The organism is Treponema maltophilum ATCC 51939, assembly GCF_000413055.1.
Lineage (GTDB): Bacteria > Spirochaetota > Spirochaetia > Treponematales > Treponemataceae > Treponema_C > Treponema_C maltophilum.
This window is the reverse complement of the sequence record NZ_KE332518.1, coordinates 1,327,371-1,349,561: the sequence shown is the minus strand read 5'-3', so window position 1 is coordinate 1,349,561 and position 22,191 is coordinate 1,327,371. Positions and strand designations below refer to the sequence as shown.

Sequence of the window (22,191 nt, the reverse complement as noted above, 5' to 3'; positions counted from 1 at the left end):
TTGCCGATATTAAAAAAAGTATGAAAACCTGTGTATTTTTGTATGCCGTGCAAAAGGGCGATTTTGCCGATCAGGCTTGGTTTAACGGCTCAAGCGCCCGCGAAAAAAGCGCGTCATGGGCAAAAAAGGTCGATTCGTGTAAAGCAATCGACGTTATTGAAACGGAGATGTCCCTCTGCGCTCTTTTGCGCCGTATGGAACGCGTTTTAACCGAAAACGGTGCGGATTTTGCCGTCTACGCGCGGGCGGACTGTCCCTTTCTCAACAGCCGTCTTACTTCGGAATTGATTGCCCTGCATACAAGGTACAAGGCCGAATACACGTTTGCCGACGGCTATCCCTACGGCTTGGCGCCCGAACTTATCGATGCGGGAACCGTGCGCATATTGGCGCAGCTTGCTTCTTCCAAAGGCGAATTTTCCGACGAAGCGCTCAAGCGCGACAGTCTGTTTTCGCTTATAAAAACGGATATCAATTCGTTCGAAATCGAAACCTTTATCGCGCCCGAAGACTATCGGTATTTGCGCCTCGATTTAAGCTGTTCGTCCGTGCGCTCAAGCATGGCATGCCGCAGGCTCGGCACCCTGTGTGCCGATACGGAAGATGCCGACCTCTTGTGCGAAACGGCGCGAAAGTCGGCCGAAGTACAGCGAACGCTGCCGACCTTTTACAATGTGCACATACATTCGGACGGAAAAGCCGAAAGCATATATGAACCTTCCGTGCCGGCCGCCGCAATGGAATTGGCGAACTTTAAAAAGCTTTTGGATGAAGCCGCTTCTTTTTCGCCGGATGCGGTTGTCGGATTGTCCTTTTTGGGAGAGCCTTCGCGCCACGCCGATTTTATCCTTTTTGCCGAAGAAGTGCTCAAGCGGCCGGAGTTTTCGCTTTTAATCGAAACCGACGCGCAGTCTTTAAGTCCGCAGGCTATCGAGCGCATCCGTACGGCTGCCGGAAAAAATCCGCTGCGTGGAACGGGCTATAAGGCGGTAAACTGGATTGTCAAGCTCGACGCCTGCGATGAGGCGACGTATAAAAGCATCCGCAGTTCGGGAACGCTTGCCGCGGCCGAACAGGCGGTTCACGTTTTAAAGCCGCTTTTCCCGAACGCCGTGTATCCGCAAATGCTGCGCATGAAGTGCAATGAAGATCAGCTTGAACGTTTTTATCGAAAGTGGAAAGCGGACGGTACGGGCGAACTGATTATTCAAAAATACGATCCGATAAGCGGCTTTTTGGAAGACCGCCGTCCCGCCGATTTGTCGCCTGCGGTACGCATTCCGTGCTGGCACATAAAACGCGACCTGTGCATACTGGCCGACGGGCGGGTACCGCGCTGCAAAGCCGCCGTTTTTTGTTCGCACGATTTTTACGGGAACGCGTTTACCGACGGCCTTGAAAGCGTGTGGAACAAGGGAAATGCCGAATTGCAAAAACAGTTGAACGGCGTGTATGCGGGAGACTGCGGAAAAAGCGATGAATACTATACCTTTAATTTTTAACGAGCGCCGGATAAAAAGAACCGTTTTGGGCGGCACCGTTGCACCGAACGCGGATTTTTCGTCGTCGGCCGCGGTTATTTTGCTCAACCGCGGCGGCAACCATTATTGTGCGCAAAATATCGAAAACCTCCTGCTCTGCGCTTTTTCCGAAATCGTCGTTGTCGAAAATTCAAGCAAAAGCTACAGTTTGGAAGAATATTCGCGCCGCTGGCCGCAGGTAAAGTTCATCGTGCCGCTCGAAGACGTAACGGCGGGCGATATGATTAATATCGGCATGGCCGAAATTTCATCCGAATACGCGCTTGTGCTGTGGGACGATGTAAAAATCAAGCCGCCGATTTTAAACGAGCCTTTGGTGCGTTCCGTCGTCGAAAGCGAAAGACTGTGCACGGCGCCTATTTTGCAGTCGGCTCAGCTTCAATATCTGCCCGTCAGAATGAACCCCGAAATACGGAAAAATACGTTTTTTGCCGTTCCTTCTCCCGCCCTCGGCGGGAAAAAAACCGTCTATCCCTTCGATTTTATCGGCATATATAATAAGCAAAAATTCATGCAGTTGGGCGGCTACGATTACACGATCGCTTCTCCTTATTGGCAAAATGTCGACTTTGCCCTGCGCGGCTGGCTCTGGGGAGAAACGATAGAGCTTAACTCGTTTTTCCGCTTGATGTACGATGCCGAAACCCCGTTTGAAGACACGACGGCCGATTATTCGCAGTTGAGATTTTTTTTGAAAAACTGCGCGCCCGTTTTCCGTTCCGATTATGCATACATTCCGAAAATGCGCTACTTCGATTTTTGCAGGCGCTGTCCGCTCGGACCCCTGCGCGCTTATTCGCTTTTTGCCGACGCCCGCTCGTGGACGCGCAAAAACCGTTTCAGATTTAAAACCGATATTGTTGCGTTTACGCAAAACTGGGATTTTAAAGAATGACCGCCGTTATCGTTCAGTGCCGCCTTTCTTCGACGCGCCTTCCGTCCAAGGCGCTGCTTCCGCTCGGCTCGCGCGCCGAAGCGCTTGTCGTGTGGACGATGCGCGCAATGAAAAAGGTCAGCGCCGACTCATATTGGCTTGCCTGCGATGAAGCGTCATTCAGCGCTTTGAGTCCGCTTGCCGAACAAAACGGCTGGAATTGTTTTGTAGGCCCCGCCGAAGACGTCCTAAAGCGTTTTTGCCTTGCCGCACAAAAAGCGAAAGCCGACATTATCGTGCGTGCAACGGCGGACAATCCTTTTTTGTTTTATGAAGCGGCCCAAGCATCGGTTGAAGAATTCGTTCGGCAAAACTGCGATTATTTTACGTATACCGGACTTCCGCACGGAAGCGGGGTTGAAGTTATTTCCGCACAAGCGCTTTTGCGTGCCGATTCGCAGACACCGGCTCTCGGCGGCGATGACGCGGACGCCGCCTTTGAACGCGAACACGTCGGTCCCGCGCTGTATAAGCATCCCGAGCGCTTCCGCTGCCTTATGCAAAGCGCTCCGGCGGAATGGAATCATCCCGGCCTCCGTACGACGGTCGACACAGCGGCCGACTACCGAAAGGCGTGCCGCTTGTGCCGTCTGTTGGAGCGGGTTGCGGCCGAAAATCCCGCCGCGGTAATTCGGCCTCCGTACGGCTCGCGCGACATTGTAAACGCTTTGCAAACCGAAGCGCTGCGCCGGCCCGTACTTTTGGTACCGGCGGTAAAAGAAGGGCGCGGTACGGGGCATTTCCGCCGCTGTCTTTCTTTAGCGTCGGACACAAAGCTCGTTTGCGATATTTTGGTGCGCTCCGAGCCTTCATCTGCGGTGCGGACGCTGCTTGACGATGCGCTCAATCGTAAAACCGTCGCTCCCGAACAAATACGTTCGTCCCTGCCGGAAAAAGGCGAGTACGCCCTTGTCGTCGCCGACAGCTTTTATCTTGAAGAAAACGAAATTGCGGAACTTCGCACGCTTGCGCCCCTTGCCGCCTTGGATGAAGGTTCTCCGTATACCGACGGAATCGATTTTCTTGCCGACCTTATTCCGCCGCTCGATTCGAAGCGGCGCGTGAACGCCTTTGCGCCGTATTTGCTGCCGCTCCCCGAAAAACGTCCTCCGCGCGATTCGGTGCGGCGCATCCTCGTCTGCCTCGGCGGGGAAGATCCTGCAAACTTGAGCCTTCGCGCGGCGATCGCCTTTGCGGATGCGGCAAAGACGATCGGCGCAGGGGTGAGCGCCGTTCTTCCCGATGAGCGCGACGCGCGTGCCGCCGAACGTAAAGGCGTTGAAGTTTTGCCGCGCATAGACAATCTGCAAGCGGAAATCGGTTCGTATGACCTTGTCGTTACGCATTACGGCTTTACCGCTTTTGAGGCGGCGCTTTCGGGCTGCGCTTTGGTACTGCTTGCGACAAGTCCGCTGCATGCAAAACTTTCGAAAAAGTACGGCTGCGTGTGCCTGAGTGCACAGGCTCTTAAGGCTTCGAAGATAAAAAAACTGCTCGCACAATCTTCGCGTTTGACTCCCGAAAAACTGCGCGCGGTGCTTTCGTCCGGCCCTTCAGGCGGAGGGGAAGCCGGCGCGGCCGCCGCGGGAACCGAGGGTAGACCGGCCGAAGCTTCAGGCGATTTGGCTTCGTTTATTTTGCGCCTTGCCGGCGGAAAAAACTACGCCTGTCCGATATGCGGCACAAACAGTGCGTGCGGCACGTGTGAAAAAACGGGTACAAGCGAACGGAACCTTAAAGCCGGGCGGCTTTCCGTAAATCCCGTTATTGCGCGCGACGGGGTAAAGACGATTCGCACGTGTAAAAACTGCGGCATGTTTTATATCGCAAGTCTTTTTGCCGAAAAAAAAGAATACGGGCAATCGTATTTTTTCGATGAATATAAAGCGCAGTACGGCAAAACCTATCTTGAAGATTTCGAATCGATAAAAAAACAGGGATTGCGGCGCATGAGGTACATACGATCGCTTGTAACCGCTGCAATACCGAATGTGTTGGATATCGGCTGCGCGTACGGAGCTTTTTTATCGGCCGCATCCGACTGCGGCTTTCGGCCCTTCGGCATCGATATTTGTGAAAGCGCGGTTGCGTATGTGCGGGAGCGTTTGGGCTTTCCGGCCCTGTATGCGGCTTTTCCCGATTTTACTCCCGACTTCGGTTCGGAATTTTCAATTCACGCACGGGACGGATTCGACGCGGTAACGATGTGGTACGTCATCGAGCATTTTGCCGACCTTCATTCAGTCCTTTTAAAAGTATCCGAGCTTGTAAAAAAAGGCGGCGTTTTCGCTTTTTCGACTCCCTGCGCGTCGGGAATTTCAGCACGATTTTCAAAAAAATCGTTCTTTAAAAACAGTCCTTCCGATCATTTTACCCTGTGGCGCATACGGAATTGCCGTTCCGTATTGAAAAAATACGGATTTAAAGTGCGGAAAATCGTTTCAACCGGTCACCATCCCGAACGCTTTCCGTATATCAAACTGAAGCAAAACAACCGCTTAGCCTCGGCGCTGAGCAGACTGTTCCGCTTGGGCGATACCTTTGAAGTGTATTGTACGAAAATCCGTTAATAAGGTGGGATTAAAGGCAGATTATATGAAAAAACACATATTGATTTTGGGCGGCGCCCTTATGCAAAAACCGGCGGTGCTGGCGGCCCGCAGCTTGGGGTGCAAAATTACGATTGCGGACGCAAACCCCGGTGTTTTATGCCGACCGCTGTGCGACCGCTTCGAACATGCGGACTTAAAAGATACCGAAAAGATTATCGGCCTTGCCCGCCGCCTGAGCGCGGAAGAAGGCTTGGATGCCGTATTTACGGCGGGAACCGATTTTTCCTATGCGGTTTCGCGCGCCGCCGAAGCCTGCGGTCTTCCCGCACACAGTCCGGGCGCGGCGAAAAATGCGAGCGATAAACCGCTTATGCGTTCGTGTTTTAAAAAGGCCTGCGTTCCATCGCCGCGCTTTATTGAAATCGGCGGGCAATACGGCGTGTCGGAAGATGCGGCGGACGATAAAAGCCTGAAGGATTTTTTGCATGCCGCGGGGCTTTCGTTCCCGCTTGTGGTTAAGCCCTGCGACAATATGGGCGCGCGCGGCTGCCGTCTTGTACGTTCGCGGGAAGAATTCGCAGCGGCTTTAAAAGATGCCGTGCGCTATTCGAGAACGGGCAGGGCGATCGTCGAAGAATATATGGAAGGACCCGAATTTTCGATAGACGCTTTTGTGTTCGACGGAGAACTTACCGTTACCGGCTTTGCCGACCGTCATATATTTTTTCCGCCGTATTTTATAGAAATGGGACACACCATTCCGTCGTGTGCCGACGACAAAAGCCGCCTTGCCCTTTTTAAAACCTTTGCCGACGGCGTGCGTTCGCTCGGTTTAAGCTACGGTCAGGCAAAGGCCGACATAAAGCTGACGCCGTCCGGCCCCATGATCGGCGAAATCGCGGCGCGTCTTTCGGGCGGTTATATGTCCGGCTGGACCTATCCCTATGCGTCGGATATCGATTTGACGCGCGAAGCCGTACGCTTGGCGCTCGGCAAAAAACCTTCGGCCCTGCTCGATGCGCGCGTAAAAGTCTGCGCGTCTTCGGACGGCTCCATGCCCGTTTTCGAAGTTCCGTGCAAGCGTACCTGCGCCGAGCGCGCGTGGATTTCGATTCCCGGTACCGTAAGCGAAGTCCTGTATGCCGAAAAAGCGCGTGCAGTATCCGGCGTAAAAGATTTTTTCCCGCGCGCGGAAAAAAATACCGATGTCGTTTTTCCGACGAACAATGTCGAAAAAGCCGGAAACGTTATCGCCGTCGCGCCGGATTACAAAAGCGCTTCTTTGTACGCGGCCGAGGCGGTACAAACGGTTTTTTTGCGCCTGCAAAGCGGAAAGGGCGCAACAAAGGAATTTTTACGCATGAAGCTCGACACGCCGTTTCCGCCTTCGGCCTTTTCGCTTCCGGCTGAAATTATCGAAAAACTGAATGCGCTTCCCCAAAAAACCGATCCCGCCGCATCCTGCGCAAAGCTCGAACTCTTGGACTTTTTGCACGATTATGCCGGCGCGACCGATTGGAACGGACGTACCCTTACGGAAACGGTCGAACTTTACAACGAACTGTGTCCGCCATCGCAAACGGGCCGGCACCTGAATCTTAAAGACTTTTGGCACTGTCTTATCCGCGGCGGTCTGCAGGGAGCCGTCTTTTATTCCGATAGTAATGATGGGGAACTTTTATGTCAGTGAAAAAACCGGAAGTTAAGATCCGCTTTCTTTTATGCATTTTTTTTGCCGCGGTACATATCGCTTTTGCCTCCGCTGCGGACATTCCGCAAGGCTTGGTATCTTTTGCGCACATAGCAAAACAAACCGATTCGGTTTTATACTGGGACAGTATGAGCTCAAGCGGCGTGTTCGAAAAAAACGGGCACAGCCTCGCTTTTTCCGCGCATAACGATTTTGTGCTTTTGGATTACGCCGAAGTGTCGGCATGTCCGGCGCCGGTTAATTACAACGGCACCTTTTATGCACCGGCTGCCTTTTCCGACACGGTAAAACAAATCCTTGAAAATCTTCCGCCGGAAGTACACTTCCGCATCGGTGCCATTTTAATCGATCCGGGGCACGGAGGAATCGATCCGGGCGCGGTGGCCGACCATAAAATAAACGGCAAAAAGCAAACCCTGCGCGAAAAAGACATCGTGCTTTTTACCGCTCGGGATTTATACGAACGGCTCAAACAAACCTATCCCGATAAAAAAATCATGCTGACGCGCAATACCGACACGTTTTTAACGCTGAACCAGCGCACGGATATCGCGAATACCGTAAAGCTCGACGAACATGAAGCGATCATCTACGTGTCGATCCATGCGAACTCGGCGTTTTACGGCAAGGCGAAAGGTTTCGAGGTATGGTATTTGAGTCCCGGCTACCGGCGCACGCTGATTAAAAATACGAATAACGATAAAGACAAAGAAGTGCTGCCCATTCTCAATTCGATGATGGAAGAAGAATTTACGACCGAAAGCATCCTCATCGCAAAATATATTCAGGACGGCATGAAGGCGCAAGTCGGCTCGCTGAGCGTCGACCGCGGCATAAAAGAAGAAGAATGGTTTGTCGTACGCAATGCGAATATGCCGAGCGTTTTGGTCGAACTCGGCTTTGTAACGAACGAAGAAGAAGCCAAGCTGCTTTTCGACAAAAACTACTTGCGCAAATTGTCGCTTGGGATATATAATGGATTAACCGCATTCGTTACGCATTTTGAAAGATCAAGAGGTTTTACCGGCGCAAAATGATTGACATTACTCATGCCGTAAACAATCGAATTCAATTTTTCTCCAAACTGCAGCGCGCGCTTTTGCTTGCGCTTATCTTTTCATTCGTGCTGTCGCTTATTTTATACCTGGCATTTTATCCGGGAACGCGCAAACTTTTTTTGTTCGAGTCGCTCGATAAAAAAGGCACGTTCGCCGAAAGCCGCTTTATTCCGCGCGACCATCCGTATACACAAGCGCACTGGTTTACGGAAGATTTGCTGCTCGGACCTCAAACCGACCGCTATCGGCCCTTGTTTCCGATCGGGACAAAGCTTGTGTCCTTTTTTAAAGGAAACGACGGTACCGTTTATGTCGATTTGAGCGAAGAGGCCGCTTTACAAAAACGTACTTCGTCTCAAACGGCGGCGGCCTGTAAACTGCTTGAACAAAATCTGCGAAAAAACTATAATATGCATAAAATATCAATTTCAATAGCGGGGCATAAAGTATATGAATATACCGATTAAAATACCCGTTTTTGAAAAAAAACCGTTGACAAAAGCTGTTATAAAGTATATTTTATATATACAAGGCTACATCATACTGTAAAAAAGGAGCTTTGAATGAAGAGGTCTTTCGTTTTAGTGGCAATGGCATTCCTGTTGGTAGGAAGCCTTGCTTTTGGTGAAAAAGCAATTCTTATTGATTTTTCAAGTCTTGACGCGGATATCGTTGCCGATGAAAACGGCAAGCCGACCGTCAATAAACGGACTGTGATGGATTTTTCAAAGGTTTCGTCAATTTCCTTTGATGATACGCAAAAAGCGTTGATGCGCACTTCGCTGGCTTTAACCGACTGGGAAGTTCAGTTGAACTCTTCGGCAAGAATTGTAGCCAACATGCAGCATTCAATCGTAAAATCGGCGCCCGTCATCAGCGGTCCGTTCCAGGGAAAGAACGTTATGGGTATTCGTGTCGTATTCCCCACCGCGCCCGTAAACGCGAATGCACGCATCATGCCCGCTTTTGACATTCCCGCTTTCGAACCGATGGCCGACATCGATGAAAACGGTCAGGTTGTCGAAGGTTCGCAAAAACCGAATGCATACCGCTTCAGAAAGAACGGCGACGATCAAAGCGCTTTCGGCGTTTTGGACAACGTGGGAACGCTTAAATCCGTTTCGTTGACGACCTACGGATACAACTATCCCCATGCCGTTTACGTTCTGCTTAAAGACAACGACAATGTGGAGCGCCGCTACTATATGGGAACGCTCAACTTTGACGGCTGGAAAAACCTGATTTGGAACAATCCCGATTATGTTACCGATATCCGCAACCGCGAAATAAAGGTATATCCTTTGTATCCGCGCGGACTTCCGTATGCGAAGTTGTCGGGCATTTATATTACCCGCGATGCCGCTCATGACGGCGGTGACTTCGTTGCTTACTTTAAGCAAATCGATGTTATTTACGACAAAGCCGTTGCTCAAACCGAGCGCGACATTGCCGACGAAGATTTGTGGGGCATCGTAACCGCAAAAGAACGGATTCGCCAAACTAATGAAATGAGACGTTTCGGTTCGCAGCAGGTTAACCGCTTTATCGAAAAGAGCAACCTCGCGAAAGAAGAAGATTTTACTTCTACCGTAACGGGTACAAATCAACAGCAATAAGCGCCGTATGATTTGAAGAAAGAGTGTCCGGAAACTGTGATTTTCGGGCACTTTTTTTTTGCGGATTTGTTATGAGAATATTATGAAAGCTGCCGAAAGCCCCGTATTTTATTCAAAAGAAGAACTTAAACGTTCATACGGCGAATGTGAACCGTCTTTTACGCTCGTGCTCGAATCGCTGCAAAGCGAATTGAAAAAAATCGTTTCATGCGTTTCGACGCCCGCATTTAAATACCGCGTTAAAACTTTCAGAAGTTACTATCGAAAACTCGTCAAATTGCACCCGCCGCGCTCGCCCTTTATGCCGCTTTTAACCGATATTTTAGGTATCAGGGTTATCTGTTCCTTTCTCGAAGATATCCGCATTGTCGAAAAACAAATACTGGATAATTTTACCGTGTTTGAAGTCGAGCGCAAGGGGGCTGACCGCACGTTCAGCGAATTCGGCTACGAATCGGTTCACATGCTCGTGCACATTCCGCCTGCGATATACGATGCGTGCATAAGTGCCGAATTGCGCAAAAAATTCCGCGAGCCGCTTTTGTGCGAAATACAGATACGCACGATTTTGCAGGACGCATGGGCCGAAGTCGAACATGAGCTTGTGTATAAATCCGAGTTTTCGCCCTTTGATCTTCCGCTCAGGCGAAAACTTGCGTCCATGAACGCAATGCTCAGCCTTGCCGACATTGTGTTTCAGGAAATCAGGGATTATCAAAATAAACTGAATTCGGAAATCGACTTACGGCGTACGGCCTTTTATGAACAAGCCGATATTTTATCCGGCGGCAAACTCGATGCCGGCGGCGAAATAAACAAATCGTCGGCGCTTTTAAAAGCGATGGGCAACGCTTCTCCCTATGTGCAAGGGACGGTCGACGATATGCTTTTGGAAGCCATTCACGCGCATAACGTCGGCGATTTGAATAAGGCTATCGATATTTATACGCGCATATTGAACGCACAAGCCGCCGCGAATCCGGTTGCGCTTTCGGTTATATACAAGCACCGCGGTATGGCTTATTTTGCGCAAAATAAATATGAAGAAGCGAAGCGCGATTTTTTAACCAGCGTCGAAAAAGACGTAAACAATTACATGGCGCTGTATTATGTCGGCATTGTCTACAGCGTGCTGAACGAAGAAAAAGAAGCGCTCGTCTATTTCGACCGTTCGCTGCGCATCAATACGTACCAATCGCACGTATATTACCGAAAGGCTTTGGCGCTTTTCAGTTTAGGCCGGTTTGAAGAATCGCTTGAAAACCTGAATACGGCGTCTTCTCTGGGTTTGCGCGACGGCGAATGTGAGCATTTGCGCAGCCTGCTGAATGAAAAGCTGAGTGCGCAAGGGGGGCGGAAAGAAATGCTTCAGGAAAACGGGGATTCAGCATGAACAAAAATCGGTAAAAGAAACTATCTGCTTCCGAATAGACGCGTGAAAAAAAGAGACCGTTCAGGCAATTCACTACTTTTCATGCTGAAGCCCTGTTCAGGAAAAGCCGCCCTCTTGACATAAAATTCCCGTTTTGATATTATATGCAAGTTGCTTAAAAGCATGTCTCCTTCGTCTAGTGGTTAGGACATCGGGTTTTCATCCCGACAACAGGGGTTCAATTCCCCTAGGAGATGGCAGGCCGGTTCTTTCGAATCGGCCTTTTTTATTCGTGCCGAACCGCAAAGCATCCGTTTATGCAAGGAAGTTTCATGGAAAGCATGGAAGACGATGCGCGCCCGATTGAACTTTTAGATCCCGTTGTATGTTCCGAATGGATTTGTGCGGGCGGCCCGCTTGAAAAACTTTTTCCCGGATTTGAAGAACGTCCCGGTCAAATAGCGCTGCTCAAGCGGATTTGTGCGGCGTTTAACGAAGACAAAATTGCCGCCTTTGAAGCGGGAACCGGTGTGGGAAAGTCCTTTGCCTATTTGATTCCGGCCGCTCTGTGGGCGGTAAAAAATAAAGAGCGGGTGGTCGTTTCGACGGGTACCATCAACTTGCAGCAGCAGCTGTACGAAAAAGATATTCCCGCCGCAAAATCTTTGCTGAATATCGATTTTAACGCCGTTCTCATGAAAGGACGGCAAAACTACCTTTGTTTGCGCCGCTTATACGACAGTCTCGACGAGGTCGATTTGTTCGACGAAGAAAAAGAGGAACTGCAGACAATCTTCAAATGGGCGCTTTCTTCCGAAACGGGCAGCAATTCGGATCTGTCTTTTATGCCGTCATCTTCGTTGTGGCAGCGTGTCAATTCGGAAAGCGATGCATGCATGGGAAGCCGCTGCCGTTTTTACGAGCGCTGCTTTGTGATGAAGATGCGCAAAAGGGCGGCCGAAGCTTCGGTTTTGGTCGTAAACCATCACTTGCTTTTTGCGGACATAGAAATGCGCGCGAGCGGTACGGGAGCCGGCTTTGAAGAGACGGCCGTTTTGCCGCCGTACAAAAGGCTTATATTGGACGAAGCGCACGGCATCGAAAACGCCGCCACCGGCTTTTTTTCGGAATCGGTGAACCGCTTTTCGTTTTTAAAGCAGCTGCATAAGCTGCACCGCGTGCGCAAAAGCGCGGCCGCAGGTTTGCTGTATACGATTGAAGCGCTCTCGACATCTTCGGACGGCTTATCCGAAGCGGTCAATTCAATTCAGCTTGTGCAGGCGCATATACGCGATATGGAAGAGGCGGCTTTGCCGCTGTTTGAACATAATTCATGGTCGGTGAGGCTGTGCGAAGCGAGCGAATGCCGTTTTTCCGCTTTTATAAACGCGATGAACGTTTTGTCGGGCGATGTCGTTACACTGTGCGATGCCGTGCGCGGCATTATCGATTGTATAGACGAGGATGCGCAAGCGGATGCGGCGGTGTGGGAAACAAAACAGATTTTGCGCCGGCTCGAAGCGATGGGCTTGGTGTGTAAAAACTTCGGCGAATGGAGTGATCGGACCGATACGGTATTTTGGCTTGAAAAACATGCTTTGGAAAAAGGCGGATGGTATCCCGTTTGTTATCAAACGCCGCTGAACACCGCTTCGATGATTCATGCAAACGTTTTCGAGCCGCTTTCGACCGTTGTCTGTACATCGGCAACCCTTACCGCCGGCGGCAGTTTCGGCTATTGGCTCGGCAGAACCGGCACGGCCTTTGTCGAAAAAGAGCGCTTGCTTTGCGATTGTTTTCCTTCGCCGTTTAATTATAAAAAAAATCTTTTATTTTCGATTCCCTCCGATATGGCAGAGCCTGTAAGCCCCGGCTTTCAGCAAGCGCTTGAGCACAATCTCGTTAAGCTCATACGTGCATCTTCCGGCCGCGCCCTTGTGCTGTTCACGTCGTACGAATCGCTGCATTCGGCTTGTTCCTATGTGCGCAGCATGCTCGCGCCCGATAATATTACCGTGTATAAGCAGGGTGACGACGACCGCTTCCGTTTATTGGAACGGTTTAAACAAGATTCCTCGAGCGTGCTTTTTGCGACCGATTCGTTTTGGGAGGGTGTCGATGTTCCCGGCGAAAGCCTTTCGCACGTTATTATCGTAAAGTTGCCGTTTACCGTTCCGACCGATCCGGTGTTTCAAGCGCGGTGCGAAGATCTCGAAAAAAAGGGGATTTCATCGTTTATGCAGTTAAGTCTTCCCGAAGCGGTTATTCATTTTCGGCAAGGTTTCGGGCGACTTATCAGGCATTCGTCGGACCGCGGTGCGGTAACCGTTTTGGACAAAAGGCTTATCGAAAAACGCTACGGCGCGTTGTTTTTAAACAGTATTCCGGAAATCAAACGGCTTTTTGAACCTATAGATACCGTATGTTCCGCTATACGGCGTTTTTTGGATTCGTAGCGCAGGCATAAAAAAAGACCGGCCGCACGGTTTACAATTAACCGCGGGTCAGTCTTTTTTGTATTTTCCGGGCGCGGAAGATCCGCTTTATTTAAAGTCTTTCGGTCTGCGCTCGGTGCGTTTGCACTTGGTGCATTCCGCAACGTTTTTTACTCTTCCGTTTTCACACAGAGTTTTCATGATAACTTCACCGCCGCAGCTGCAAAAGAATTTATGGGTAGCCACTGTCGTACGGGAGTTCTTACTGGCTGCTCCTGCCATAATTGCCTCCACACTATAAGAGTAGATTAAATATACTGCTTTTTTTGATCTTAGTCAATCGGGTTAGAATTGCACTTCCTTGTGCAATTGTATAGATGTCAAACATTTGTTACAAAAATATATTAAAAAAAATGTTTCTTTCCTAATGTATCTTTAACCTACTGATTTTGCTTGTACTCTTTTAACACTTCATTTGGACTCTTAAAGCCTAGTACTTTTCTTGATATGTTGTTGTATCTTGTATTGTATTTCCTTATTGCCCTTAACAGTTCTTCCTTGCTTTTAAATTTCTTGTCTGCATAGTACTTGCTGTCAAGCCTGTGGCTTCTTTCCACTTTTCCATTCTCCCATGGCGAATATGGACGGGTTGTCACGTACTCTATCCCCTTCTCCTCCAGTTTCAGCTCAAACAGTGTTTTCTTATCACTTTCAGAATTTGTGAACTCTTTCCCATTGTCTGTCTGAACTTTCTTTATGTCAAATCCCTGCTCCCTTTCCAAGTTCTCTAGAAACTTTGCGGTCTGATAGGTGCTTTTTTCATCTGCTATCCTTAACACTCTTTTTCTTGTATATTCATCTAATGCCGTTATTTGATAATACTTCTGGTCACGTGTACCAAACTGTATGCATTCTTCCGGAACATATTTTATGTCTATCTGTACTCTTTCCCCAGGGTACTTCGCCTGTTCAACCTTTTTTTTTCTTTTATGCAGCTTTTTAGGCTTTTCTTTGGCATTGCCCTTCATTTTCCTTATTATCTTGCACATTGAATCGTATGTACGGCTATAGCCTTCCTTTCTCGCTTTGACATAAACTTCTGCCAGCCCTTCATAGCCAAATTTCCTGTACTTTTTCATAACCATCCCTACTTCTTCTTGCGTGTGCTGGTTTGGGTGGCTTTTAGGTCTTCTGCTTTTTGGCAGGAGAGACTGGACTGTGCCGTCGTATCTGTCTCTCCAACGTTTTATCTGCTGACGTGATGTCTTATACTTCACTGCTGCCTTTGAATTATTATTATGTTTTATTGCATACTCAATTGCCCGTTGACGAACACGGTATATTTCTGATATACTACTCATATGAAAGGTTTCTCCTTAATGTGGTTTGGTAGATTTACATTATATCAGAAACCTTTCTTTCTTCTAAATCGGTTAAATTTACACTCATAGACGCATCAACTGTATTTACTGACTTGAATTCATCTATTGATAGAATATTTTTTCTTCTCCTATCTTCAGTTAAACGGAGTATTCTGGCAATACTAGTAGGAGATACACAGTGTTCTCTTGCAATTAGGTCCATTGACTTAGTCTCACATAGGTTTAAAACTATAGACCTCTTAACATCATTCGATATGAAGCACCCCTTATCTACGATAGGTGTTTTAGCCATAAATGTTGACTCGCAATGCTTACAGAAAAATCTCTGCTTTTAACCATCAATATCAAAGGGGTTGTATTAACCCTATTAAAAAGTATTTTTACAGTCTGACTCCCATTTCTAATAATGTCATAATTTTCATTGACTATACCACACTTAGGGCAGCAAGCTGGCCTATATGAAAGCTTTCCCCTTAAGACTGTATATTTTATCTCCTTAATATTTTCTTTTTCGTTACCTAAAATTACTAAATTCTTATCGTTAATTCCTAAGATTTCTGTTATACTAGCATTAGAACACATATCATTTCTCCTTGTTTTTTATTTTGTGCGATTTAAATTATACACGAGATTTGATGTGTGTTCCTATTTTTTTGTAAAAATTTAGCGTTGGGAGAGGATTTTTTCTCTCACCAACGCTAAATATTATACAACCACTTTTCCTTAAAATAAATGTATGAATCTATCTATCTTATCTACTCAAATAACTAATGTATGCATATTGCTACTACAAGAGGACCTAAGACTGTAAGTAAAATATTTCCCATTGCATATCCTGGTGTATATGCTATAGCAAAAATACTTGAATCATATTCCTCCACAACTCCGTTAAGTGCTGCTGTACACGTTCCAGCACCACATAGAGCACCAATGATATCTACAGCATCCAACTTTAACACAAATCTTCCAAAGTAAACGGAAGCAATATGAGGCAAAATGGTTACCAAAATACCAATTAATAGTACCTCTAAGCCCATAGATTGCAATGCAGATATGAAGGAAGCTCCAGACATAAGTCCCACAATGGCTATAAAGAGATTTAATCCAACACTTTTACAAAACCATCGGGTTGCTTTCGGCATCAGTCCATAGTTAGAATGTCTATCTTGATAATATCCGAACAGAAGTCCTCCAATTAAAGCTCCTCCACCAGATCCAAGTGTAATCGGAATTTTGGATACAACGAAGCTGATTGCACCTATTAATAGACCAACTACAAGCCCGATGCTGATAAAAGATATATCTGTCTCAGTTCCTGTATCCTTCACATACCCAAGTTTCTTTACAGCCTTAGAAATAGCAGCTTTTGGTCCCACCAATATCAAGTGATCAAGAGCCTTTAACTCCTCCTCTTCAGGGAGAATATTGTTATCTCTCATCCTTTCTGAAATGACGATTCCATTTTCTGAAAGATTCTTTATAACATCTAGAGAGAAATTGTTAGTTAAAACTATTTCTTGCTTTACCACATCTAGCCTAAGAGCTTCTGAATCATTAGTTTCCTCCATGCCAGAAGCTTCAAAATTTAATACTGCATCAAGAAGTCCTATAATCATAACTGTATCCTTCTCAAGCAGCTGCACATCCGGTGCAAGATTCACCTGTTTACCATCTCGAAGAATCTGAATTATTGTAAGAGAATCATCGTACTGTTCTTCAATGGAACCGATTGTTTTGCCAATAAGTTCTGCACCTTTTTCTAAGCAAAATGCACGTGCTTTAATATTTCCAACCACAGTGTTTTCCGAAGAAGACTCATGGAAATTTGTTTGCTCAATTTTCTTCTGAACTGTATCTGTTAAATTTGTACCAATTAACTTCGATGCACCATTTCTCAAAAACACAACTACCCCAATCGTTCCAAAAACATAGGTAAGTGCATATGCAACTGCCATTTGACTTTCAGCCGTTTTCAGTTCTGTTCCTGAAAGCATAGCCTTCATAGTAGAATCCGCTGTTCCTAAGATTGCTGACTGTGTAAGACTACCTGCCAAAATTCCGCCAGCTTCTCCAGCTCCAATACCAAAAGTCTTAAACAAAACAATCGAAACTGCAAAAGCTACCACGGCGAAGAATATGGATAGGACAATAATTTTAAGGCCAGATCTTTTTAAACTTGCGAAGAATGAAGGTCCAACCTCATATCCGATAGTAAAAATAAATAGTGAGAAAAAGATTGTCTTCACCGTTCCGTCAATTTCGTAAGTTCCTGCCCCCTTCAATATTAGGGAAATGAGAAGTCCTACCAGCAAAGTTCCTACAGTGGCACCTACCGTAAAGGATTTTATCTTTACCTTTCCAATAAAATATCCAAGTGCAAGACATATAAAGATAGAAATGACTGGATTAGCAATCAAATAATGGGCTATATCAGAGAAACCTGTTACCGTAATACGTTGTGCTGTTTCCAACACTTCATGTGAGATTAAACCTATATTCATTTTAAATTCCTCCCCATACTATAGCTTTTTTTTCTCTTTTGTATACTTTTCGTAATATTCTTTCAAAAGGGATATAATACGGTTTGCTATTTCCTTATAATCATTGTCCTCTAGGTTTGCTTCTGAAATTCTAACTGTACCAGGAGTTGCTCCAAAACCAACTCCTTCCATCAACACAACACCATCTTCCTTTGCTAGATGTAAAAGAAAATCTATTTCCTCAAATTCATTTCTAAGCCATGTTGCGAAGTTCTTATCATAATTTGTCTCTGCAAGTTGATATATGTCAATCAGTGTATAATATTTAGCATTGGAATCACTGTTATCCTCAGGTAAGCCTAATGTAGACATTAAATTGTGGTAACGAATCGCTATAATTTCTTTACAAGCTTCAATGTATTGATCCTTTTCATTTTCAAGAACCAAATGAGTCATAGAGAAAAGAACCATCATAATCTGCTGTGGTGTAGATAGCCCGCTTGTATGATACAATCCAATAGATCTGCTGTCTGCACATATCCTTTCAACAAAGCCCATTTCCGAAGGATTAAATGTAACGATAGAATAATCGCTTTCTAGTTCTTTTTTCTTCTTCTCAGGAAGCTTCTTAATCAGTTCATCAAGAACATTATCTTCATTAATTGCTATAACTCCGAGTCTCCATCCTGTAACACCATAAAGCTTTGAATACGAATAAACCAAAATAGTGTTTCTTGGGCAAACGGAATAAACAGTGCGGAATCCATTTACAAAAGTACCGTATACATCATCTGTTATAATAATAAGATCCGGACGCTTTACAACTACCTTTCTTAACTGTTCCAAAGTCTCATCTGTAAGACTACGAGAACCCGGATTTGATGGATTCACTAAGAAAAATGCCTTGACAGAAGGGTCCAAAAGCTTTTCAAATTCAGAATCTGGAATATGCCACTGATTTTCTTCCCTTGCTTGAAGATCGACCTCTGCTAAATCAAAATTTGATAGTCTCGGAATCTGAATATAAGGAGTAAATACCGGTGTGTTGATTGCAATGCGGTCTCCATCATTAAGTAGTCCATTATGCTTTAAGGAATCAAATATATAAACAATTGCAGCCGTACCGCCTTCTACTGGAAATACCTTAGTATTTTTTCTTAAATTAGCCTTCCCATATAGAATGCTTTGAAGAAATGCATTGATGATGTGCTCCGTATTCTCCAAACAACGGCTAGGAACCGGATAATTATTTCCTATAATGCCATTTGTAAGCTCCAAAATAAGGCTTTTCTTATCTAAATATAGATGGTCTACGCTATACTCCACGATCTTTTTAAGAAATACATCCACCTCATCGTCACGATTTAAAAAAGCATTGTACCTCTCCTCAATTCCATTGGAGTCAACATATCCAGCTAAATCTCCTTTATCTAGAGTTCTTTTGCATTCTGACACGCCAAATTCCATCAGTCTTGCAAAAGCTAATCTTCCCAAGGTATTAATCCAATTAGGATTTCCTCTTCCTGCATTCAAAAATTTCAAATGTTTCTCATTCTTTTCTGATAATTTCAACATATCAAAGCTAATTTCAAATGCACCAAGTTTTTCTAATTTTCTTTCGAAGCTCTTTGTAATCATCTTTAATTCTCCTTTCCTTCTAACTGCATAAGTTTTTCTAACCACAATACAAAAAAACCATCAACATCTTTTATATTTAAATTATATCATTTAATTATATCATTCGCAAGCCATTTTGTATATTCTTGTCACATATGTATTATCTCACAACAGTTGGAATTGCTCTTCCTTGTACAATTCTACCCGATTGTTCTCTGCATTGCATACCGTTTTTTTACATTCAATTACATTTTTTGCAGTAATTGACAGGGAATTTCTCATATGATATAATATACGGCGAAAACGTAATTTTAAACTTAAGCAGGGTGGGGAATTCGAAACGCCCCCGACCGAATAGGAGTTCCGATGTCAGGACACAGTAAATGGGCGACAATTAAACACGCCAAAGGCGCTGCCGATGCAAAACGGGGGCAGTTGTTTACCAAATTCATTAAAGAAATTTCCATATCAGCACGGATGGGCGGCGGTGATCCCGCTTCCAATCCCCGGCTCCGTACCGCGATTTTAAAAGCGCGCGCGGCAAACATGCCTAAAGACAATATCGAGCGGGCTATAAAAAAGGGAACGGGCGAGTTGGGCGGTTCCGTATATGAAGAAAAAATCTACGAAGGCTACGGACCGGGCGGCATTGCCGTTTTGGTTGAAGTGCTTACCGACAACAACAACCGCGCCGCTGCGAACGTCCGCAATATTTTTTCGAAAACCGGCGGAAACCTCGGCGCAACCGGTTCCGTTTCGTATATGTTCAAACGCAAGGGCGTTATCGAATACGATGCCGAAAAGGTAAACGAAGACGAACTGATGGAAGCTGGTCTTGAAGCCGGAGCGGAAGATATCGCTTCGGACGACGGTATTATTACCGTTACGACCGATCCTGCCGACTTTGAAAAGGTTCTCGAGTTTTTGCAAAACAAAGGATACGAATCGGTTTCGGCGGGAATTTCCATGGTTCCCGATACCTATTCGACGTTGGATGTCGATACAACCCGTAAAGTTTTAAAATTGATAGATCGTTTGGAAGAAGACGACGACGTACAAAACGTGTACTCGAATATCGACATTCCGGACGGTTTTGAAGAAGAATAGAGGTTTGCCTTTTTCTTCGATGCCGGGAACCGAAAAAGGCGTTTCCGGCCGTACTCCCTTTTCAAAAGCGACGGCGTTTAAGCGCATATTGGGCATAGACCCCGGCCTTGCTTCTACCGGTTGGGCAGTCGTCGATTATGCCGATTCGCGCTACCGTTGCGCCGGATGGGGAGTTATAGAGACTGTGAAAGATAAAAAGAGGGGAGAGCGCCTTTTGCTGATTTACGATGCGCTCCAAAGTATTTTGGATACATACTCCCCCGATGAAGCCGGCATGGAAACTTTGTACTTTGCAAAAAACGTCACGAGCGCCCTCTTCGTTGCCGAAGCACGCGGCGCCGTAACGCTATGCCTTACCCGAAATGATGTTCCTCTTTTTGAATACTCGCCTAACTGCATAAAAAAATCCGTTTCCGGAACGGCAAAAGCGGACAAAAGCCTTGTTCAGCAATACGTAAAGCTTTTGCTCGGATTGTCCGAAATTCCGCAGCCCGATCATGCCGCCGACGCTCTTGCCGCCGCGATCACGCATATTCACAGTGCGCTCTGAATTATCGATCTATGCATAACGGATGTAAACATGCAAAATGAAAATGCCGAATATCTTTCCGATCAGTTGATTACGTATTTGGGAAACAAGCGTCGGCTTTTAAACTTTATAGGCGAGGCGGTCGATTCCGTCAAAAAAAAACTTAATAAAGAAAAATTGAGAATTTTTGACGTTTTTTCCGGTTCGGGAATCGTGTCGCGCTATTTAAAGCAAAGCGCCTCGTATTTAGCCGCGAACGATTTGGAACTGTACAGTTATCTTATAAACACCTGCTATCTTTCAAACAGCAGCGAGCGCGACATGGTTCAGCTGCGCGGTTTTTTTTGCGATTTAAAAGAAAAGCTTGACGAATGCGAATTTACCGGAGAATGGAAACGCGGCGTTATAAGCGAATTGTATGCGCCCGAAGATGATTCAAATATAAAAAAGGGCGAGCGGGTTTTTTATACAAAGCGCAACGCCGCTTACATAGACACCGCGCGTTCTTTTATCGATTCGTATCCCGAACGCTTGCGCGTTTTTTTTATTGCGCCGCTTTTGGCTGCGGCATCCGTTCATGCGAATACGGGCGGCGTCTTTAAGGGTTTTTACAAAAATCGCGAAACCGGCATCGGAGAATTCGGCGGTAAAAACCGCGATGCGCTGAGCCGCATTACCGGCGACATCGACCTTGAATTCCCCGTATTCAGTACATACGACTGCCAAGTCGACATATACCGGCGCGATGCGAACGAGCTTGTTCTTTCAACTGCGGAAGTCGATCTTGCCTATCTTGATCCGCCCTACAATCAACATCCGTACGGTTCCAACTATTTTATGCTGAATGTGATTGCCGAAAATAAACGGCCGCATAATCCGAGTTCGGTGTCGGGAATCCCGTCGGATTGGAACCGCTCGGCGTACAACACGGCAAAGGGGGCGCAAAAGGCGCTTGGCGAACTTATCGAAAACGTGCGCGCAAAATACGTTTTGCTGTCGTTCAATTCCGAAGGGTTTACGACAAAAGACGAACTGACGTGCATGATGGGCAGCATGGGGAAGCTGAATGTGTTTGAATCGCCTTACAATGCCTTCCGCGCGAGCAGAAATCTTAAAAACAGAAACGCGCACGTAACCGAATATCTTTTTTTGCTCGAAAAATAAACTCAATCCCGTTCGATTTTGAGCCTCTCTTGTTTTTTTGACCGAATAAGATTATAGTAATACAATGTTTAACAGCATAACCGGCATTATCACTTATAAGTTTTCGCAAACGCTTTGCATACAAAATCACGGTTTGGAGTGGGAATTAACCGTTCCGCTGACGACGCTCGATGCGCTGCCTCCTGCGGGCGAAGAGGCTAAAGTATATACGTGGCTGTACCATCGCGAAGATTCGATGAAACTGTTCGGTTTTGCGACGGTGAACGAACGCGCGGTTTTTCTCGATTTAATGAAGGTTGAAGGCGTCGGCGCAAAGGCCGCCGTGCGCATTTTGTCGTCGATAAGCGCATCGGAACTTGCGGCGGTATTGGATTCCGAAGACATGGCCCGGCTCGAAAAAATTCCCGGCGTGGGCAAAAAAACGGCGCAAAAGATGATGCTCACTTTAAAAGGTAAACTTAATCTTGAAGAAAGCTCCGCCGATACGAAAAGCCGCGTGCGTGATGCCGCATATTCGCCCTGGGCGGATGTTATTTCGGCGCTGGTCAATATGGGCTACGAAAAAGCCGAGTGCGAGCGGACGGTCGAAAAACTGCTCGAGTCTTTTTCTTCCGATGCCGATTTTGCCGCAAAAAACAAAGCCGCTCGCGAAGAGCTTTTGTTCCGCCGCGCGATTGTAGAACTTGCATAACG

General features: G+C 46.5%; 17 protein-coding genes and 1 tRNA gene. 14 read left to right on the top strand and 4 right to left on the bottom strand.

Annotated features, from left to right (window positions below; genetic code table 11):
* Positions 1–20 precede the first annotated feature (20 nt).
* The 10 genes from HMPREF9194_RS06125 to HMPREF9194_RS06080 all read left to right on the top strand — a co-directional run bounded on the left by HMPREF9194_RS06125 (position 21) and on the right by HMPREF9194_RS06080 (position 13,240).
* Entirely contained in the window at positions 21–1,502 is a 1,482-nt protein-coding gene (locus HMPREF9194_RS06125; protein ID WP_016525511.1) for a spiro-SPASM protein, read from the top strand.
* Positions 1,477–2,436: a glycosyltransferase family protein gene (locus HMPREF9194_RS06120; RefSeq protein ID WP_051127854.1), complete on the top strand. Its 960-nt coding sequence runs from the start codon at positions 1,477–1,479 to the stop codon at positions 2,434–2,436. The genes HMPREF9194_RS06125 and HMPREF9194_RS06120 overlap by 26 nt, the downstream gene beginning before the upstream one ends.
* The gene (locus tag HMPREF9194_RS06115; protein ID WP_016525509.1) at positions 2,433–5,045 is read left to right on the top strand and encodes a cytidylyltransferase domain-containing protein; all 2,613 of its coding nucleotides are present in this window, start codon (positions 2,433–2,435) and stop codon (positions 5,043–5,045) included. The genes HMPREF9194_RS06120 and HMPREF9194_RS06115 overlap by 4 nt, the downstream gene beginning before the upstream one ends.
* A 25-nt stretch (positions 5,046–5,070) precedes the next feature.
* Positions 5,071–6,717 carry an ATP-grasp domain-containing protein gene (locus HMPREF9194_RS06110; protein ID WP_016525508.1) on the top strand — a complete coding sequence of 549 codons (1,647 nt, stop codon included), beginning with the start codon at positions 5,071–5,073 and terminating at the stop codon, positions 6,715–6,717.
* The gene (locus tag HMPREF9194_RS06105; protein WP_016525507.1) at positions 6,708–7,775 is read left to right on the top strand and encodes an N-acetylmuramoyl-L-alanine amidase family protein; all 1,068 of its coding nucleotides are present in this window, start codon (positions 6,708–6,710) and stop codon (positions 7,773–7,775) included. The genes HMPREF9194_RS06110 and HMPREF9194_RS06105 overlap by 10 nt, the downstream gene beginning before the upstream one ends.
* Positions 7,772–8,263 carry a GerMN domain-containing protein gene (locus tag HMPREF9194_RS06100; protein WP_016525506.1) on the top strand — a complete coding sequence of 164 codons (492 nt, stop codon included), beginning with the start codon at positions 7,772–7,774 and terminating at the stop codon, positions 8,261–8,263. Before HMPREF9194_RS06105 ends, HMPREF9194_RS06100 begins: the two co-directional genes overlap by 4 nt.
* Positions 8,264–8,359: 96 nt before the next feature.
* Positions 8,360–9,412 carry a flagellar filament outer layer protein FlaA gene (locus HMPREF9194_RS06095; protein ID WP_016525505.1) on the top strand — a complete coding sequence of 351 codons (1,053 nt, stop codon included), beginning with the start codon at positions 8,360–8,362 and terminating at the stop codon, positions 9,410–9,412.
* Between the two features lie 82 nt (positions 9,413–9,494).
* Positions 9,495–10,805 (top strand): RelA/SpoT domain-containing protein, encoded by a 1,311-nt coding sequence (locus tag HMPREF9194_RS06090; RefSeq protein WP_016525504.1) that lies wholly within the window; start codon positions 9,495–9,497, stop codon positions 10,803–10,805.
* A 164-nt stretch (positions 10,806–10,969) separates the two neighbouring features.
* Positions 10,970–11,041 (top strand) — tRNA-Glu (locus tag HMPREF9194_RS06085).
* 75 nt (positions 11,042–11,116) lie between these two features.
* A complete protein-coding gene (locus HMPREF9194_RS06080) occupies positions 11,117–13,240 on the top strand; it encodes an ATP-dependent DNA helicase (RefSeq protein WP_016525503.1) in 2,124 nt (707 codons plus the stop codon).
* A 419-nt stretch (positions 13,241–13,659) separates the two neighbouring features.
* Here the strand turns inward: HMPREF9194_RS06080 and HMPREF9194_RS06075 are convergent, their stop codons facing one another.
* The 4 genes from HMPREF9194_RS06075 to HMPREF9194_RS06060 form a co-directional block, all read right to left on the bottom strand.
* A complete protein-coding gene (locus tag HMPREF9194_RS06075; protein ID WP_016525501.1) occupies positions 13,660–14,580 on the bottom strand; it encodes an IS481 family transposase in 921 nt (306 codons plus the stop codon).
* Positions 14,581–14,871: 291 nt separating this feature from the next.
* The gene (locus HMPREF9194_RS12450; RefSeq protein WP_016525500.1) at positions 14,872–15,183 is read right to left on the bottom strand and encodes a transposase; all 312 of its coding nucleotides are present in this window, start codon (positions 15,181–15,183) and stop codon (positions 14,872–14,874) included.
* 185 nt (positions 15,184–15,368) lie between these two features.
* Positions 15,369–17,102 carry an aspartate-alanine antiporter gene (gene aspT, locus HMPREF9194_RS06065; protein WP_016525499.1) on the bottom strand — a complete coding sequence of 578 codons (1,734 nt, stop codon included), beginning with the start codon at positions 17,100–17,102 and terminating at the stop codon, positions 15,369–15,371.
* 18 nt (positions 17,103–17,120) lie between these two features.
* Positions 17,121–18,719, bottom strand: coding sequence for a bifunctional aspartate transaminase/aspartate 4-decarboxylase (locus tag HMPREF9194_RS06060; RefSeq protein ID WP_016525498.1), 1,599 nt, complete (start codon positions 18,717–18,719; stop codon positions 17,121–17,123).
* Between the two features lie 345 nt (positions 18,720–19,064).
* Here HMPREF9194_RS06060 and HMPREF9194_RS06055 point away from each other — a divergent pair, with 345 nt between their 5' ends.
* The 4 genes from HMPREF9194_RS06055 (at position 19,065) to ruvA (ending at position 22,189) form a co-directional block, all read left to right on the top strand.
* Complete coding sequence (locus tag HMPREF9194_RS06055) at positions 19,065–19,805, top strand: YebC/PmpR family DNA-binding transcriptional regulator (RefSeq protein ID WP_016525497.1); 741 nt, start codon at positions 19,065–19,067, stop codon at positions 19,803–19,805.
* Between the two features lie 19 nt (positions 19,806–19,824).
* Complete coding sequence (gene ruvC / locus HMPREF9194_RS06050; protein WP_016525496.1) at positions 19,825–20,355, top strand: crossover junction endodeoxyribonuclease RuvC; 531 nt, start codon at positions 19,825–19,827, stop codon at positions 20,353–20,355.
* A gap of 30 nt (positions 20,356–20,385) precedes the next feature.
* Positions 20,386–21,498, top strand: a complete 1,113-nt coding sequence (locus HMPREF9194_RS06045) for a DNA adenine methylase (RefSeq protein ID WP_016525495.1) — start codon at positions 20,386–20,388, stop codon at positions 21,496–21,498.
* 64 nt (positions 21,499–21,562) lie between these two features.
* Positions 21,563–22,189 carry a Holliday junction branch migration protein RuvA gene (ruvA, locus tag HMPREF9194_RS06040; protein WP_016525494.1) on the top strand — a complete coding sequence of 209 codons (627 nt, stop codon included), beginning with the start codon at positions 21,563–21,565 and terminating at the stop codon, positions 22,187–22,189.
* Positions 22,190–22,191 lie beyond the last annotated feature (2 nt).

Coding starts and splice junctions, on each gene's coding strand:
- HMPREF9194_RS06125 (WP_016525511.1), top strand. CDS start 21: ATGAAAACCTGTGTATTTTTGTATGCCGTGCAAAAGGGCGATTTTGCC.
- HMPREF9194_RS06120 (WP_051127854.1), top strand. CDS start 1,477: ATGAATACTATACCTTTAATTTTTAACGAGCGCCGGATAAAAAGAACC.
- HMPREF9194_RS06115 (WP_016525509.1), top strand. CDS start 2,433: ATGACCGCCGTTATCGTTCAGTGCCGCCTTTCTTCGACGCGCCTTCCG.
- HMPREF9194_RS06110 (WP_016525508.1), top strand. CDS start 5,071: ATGAAAAAACACATATTGATTTTGGGCGGCGCCCTTATGCAAAAACCG.
- HMPREF9194_RS06105 (WP_016525507.1), top strand. CDS start 6,708: ATGTCAGTGAAAAAACCGGAAGTTAAGATCCGCTTTCTTTTATGCATT.
- HMPREF9194_RS06100 (WP_016525506.1), top strand. CDS start 7,772: ATGATTGACATTACTCATGCCGTAAACAATCGAATTCAATTTTTCTCC.
- HMPREF9194_RS06095 (WP_016525505.1), top strand. CDS start 8,360: ATGAAGAGGTCTTTCGTTTTAGTGGCAATGGCATTCCTGTTGGTAGGA.
- HMPREF9194_RS06090 (WP_016525504.1), top strand. CDS start 9,495: ATGAAAGCTGCCGAAAGCCCCGTATTTTATTCAAAAGAAGAACTTAAA.
- HMPREF9194_RS06080 (WP_016525503.1), top strand. CDS start 11,117: ATGGAAAGCATGGAAGACGATGCGCGCCCGATTGAACTTTTAGATCCC.
- HMPREF9194_RS06075 (WP_016525501.1), bottom strand. CDS start 14,580: ATGAGTAGTATATCAGAAATATACCGTGTTCGTCAACGGGCAATTGAG.
- HMPREF9194_RS12450 (WP_016525500.1), bottom strand. CDS start 15,183: ATGTGTTCTAATGCTAGTATAACAGAAATCTTAGGAATTAACGATAAG.
- aspT (WP_016525499.1), bottom strand. CDS start 17,102: ATGAATATAGGTTTAATCTCACATGAAGTGTTGGAAACAGCACAACGT.
- HMPREF9194_RS06060 (WP_016525498.1), bottom strand. CDS start 18,719: ATGATTACAAAGAGCTTCGAAAGAAAATTAGAAAAACTTGGTGCATTT.
- HMPREF9194_RS06055 (WP_016525497.1), top strand. CDS start 19,065: ATGTCAGGACACAGTAAATGGGCGACAATTAAACACGCCAAAGGCGCT.
- ruvC (WP_016525496.1), top strand. CDS start 19,825: ATGCCGGGAACCGAAAAAGGCGTTTCCGGCCGTACTCCCTTTTCAAAA.
- HMPREF9194_RS06045 (WP_016525495.1), top strand. CDS start 20,386: ATGCAAAATGAAAATGCCGAATATCTTTCCGATCAGTTGATTACGTAT.
- ruvA (WP_016525494.1), top strand. CDS start 21,563: ATGTTTAACAGCATAACCGGCATTATCACTTATAAGTTTTCGCAAACG.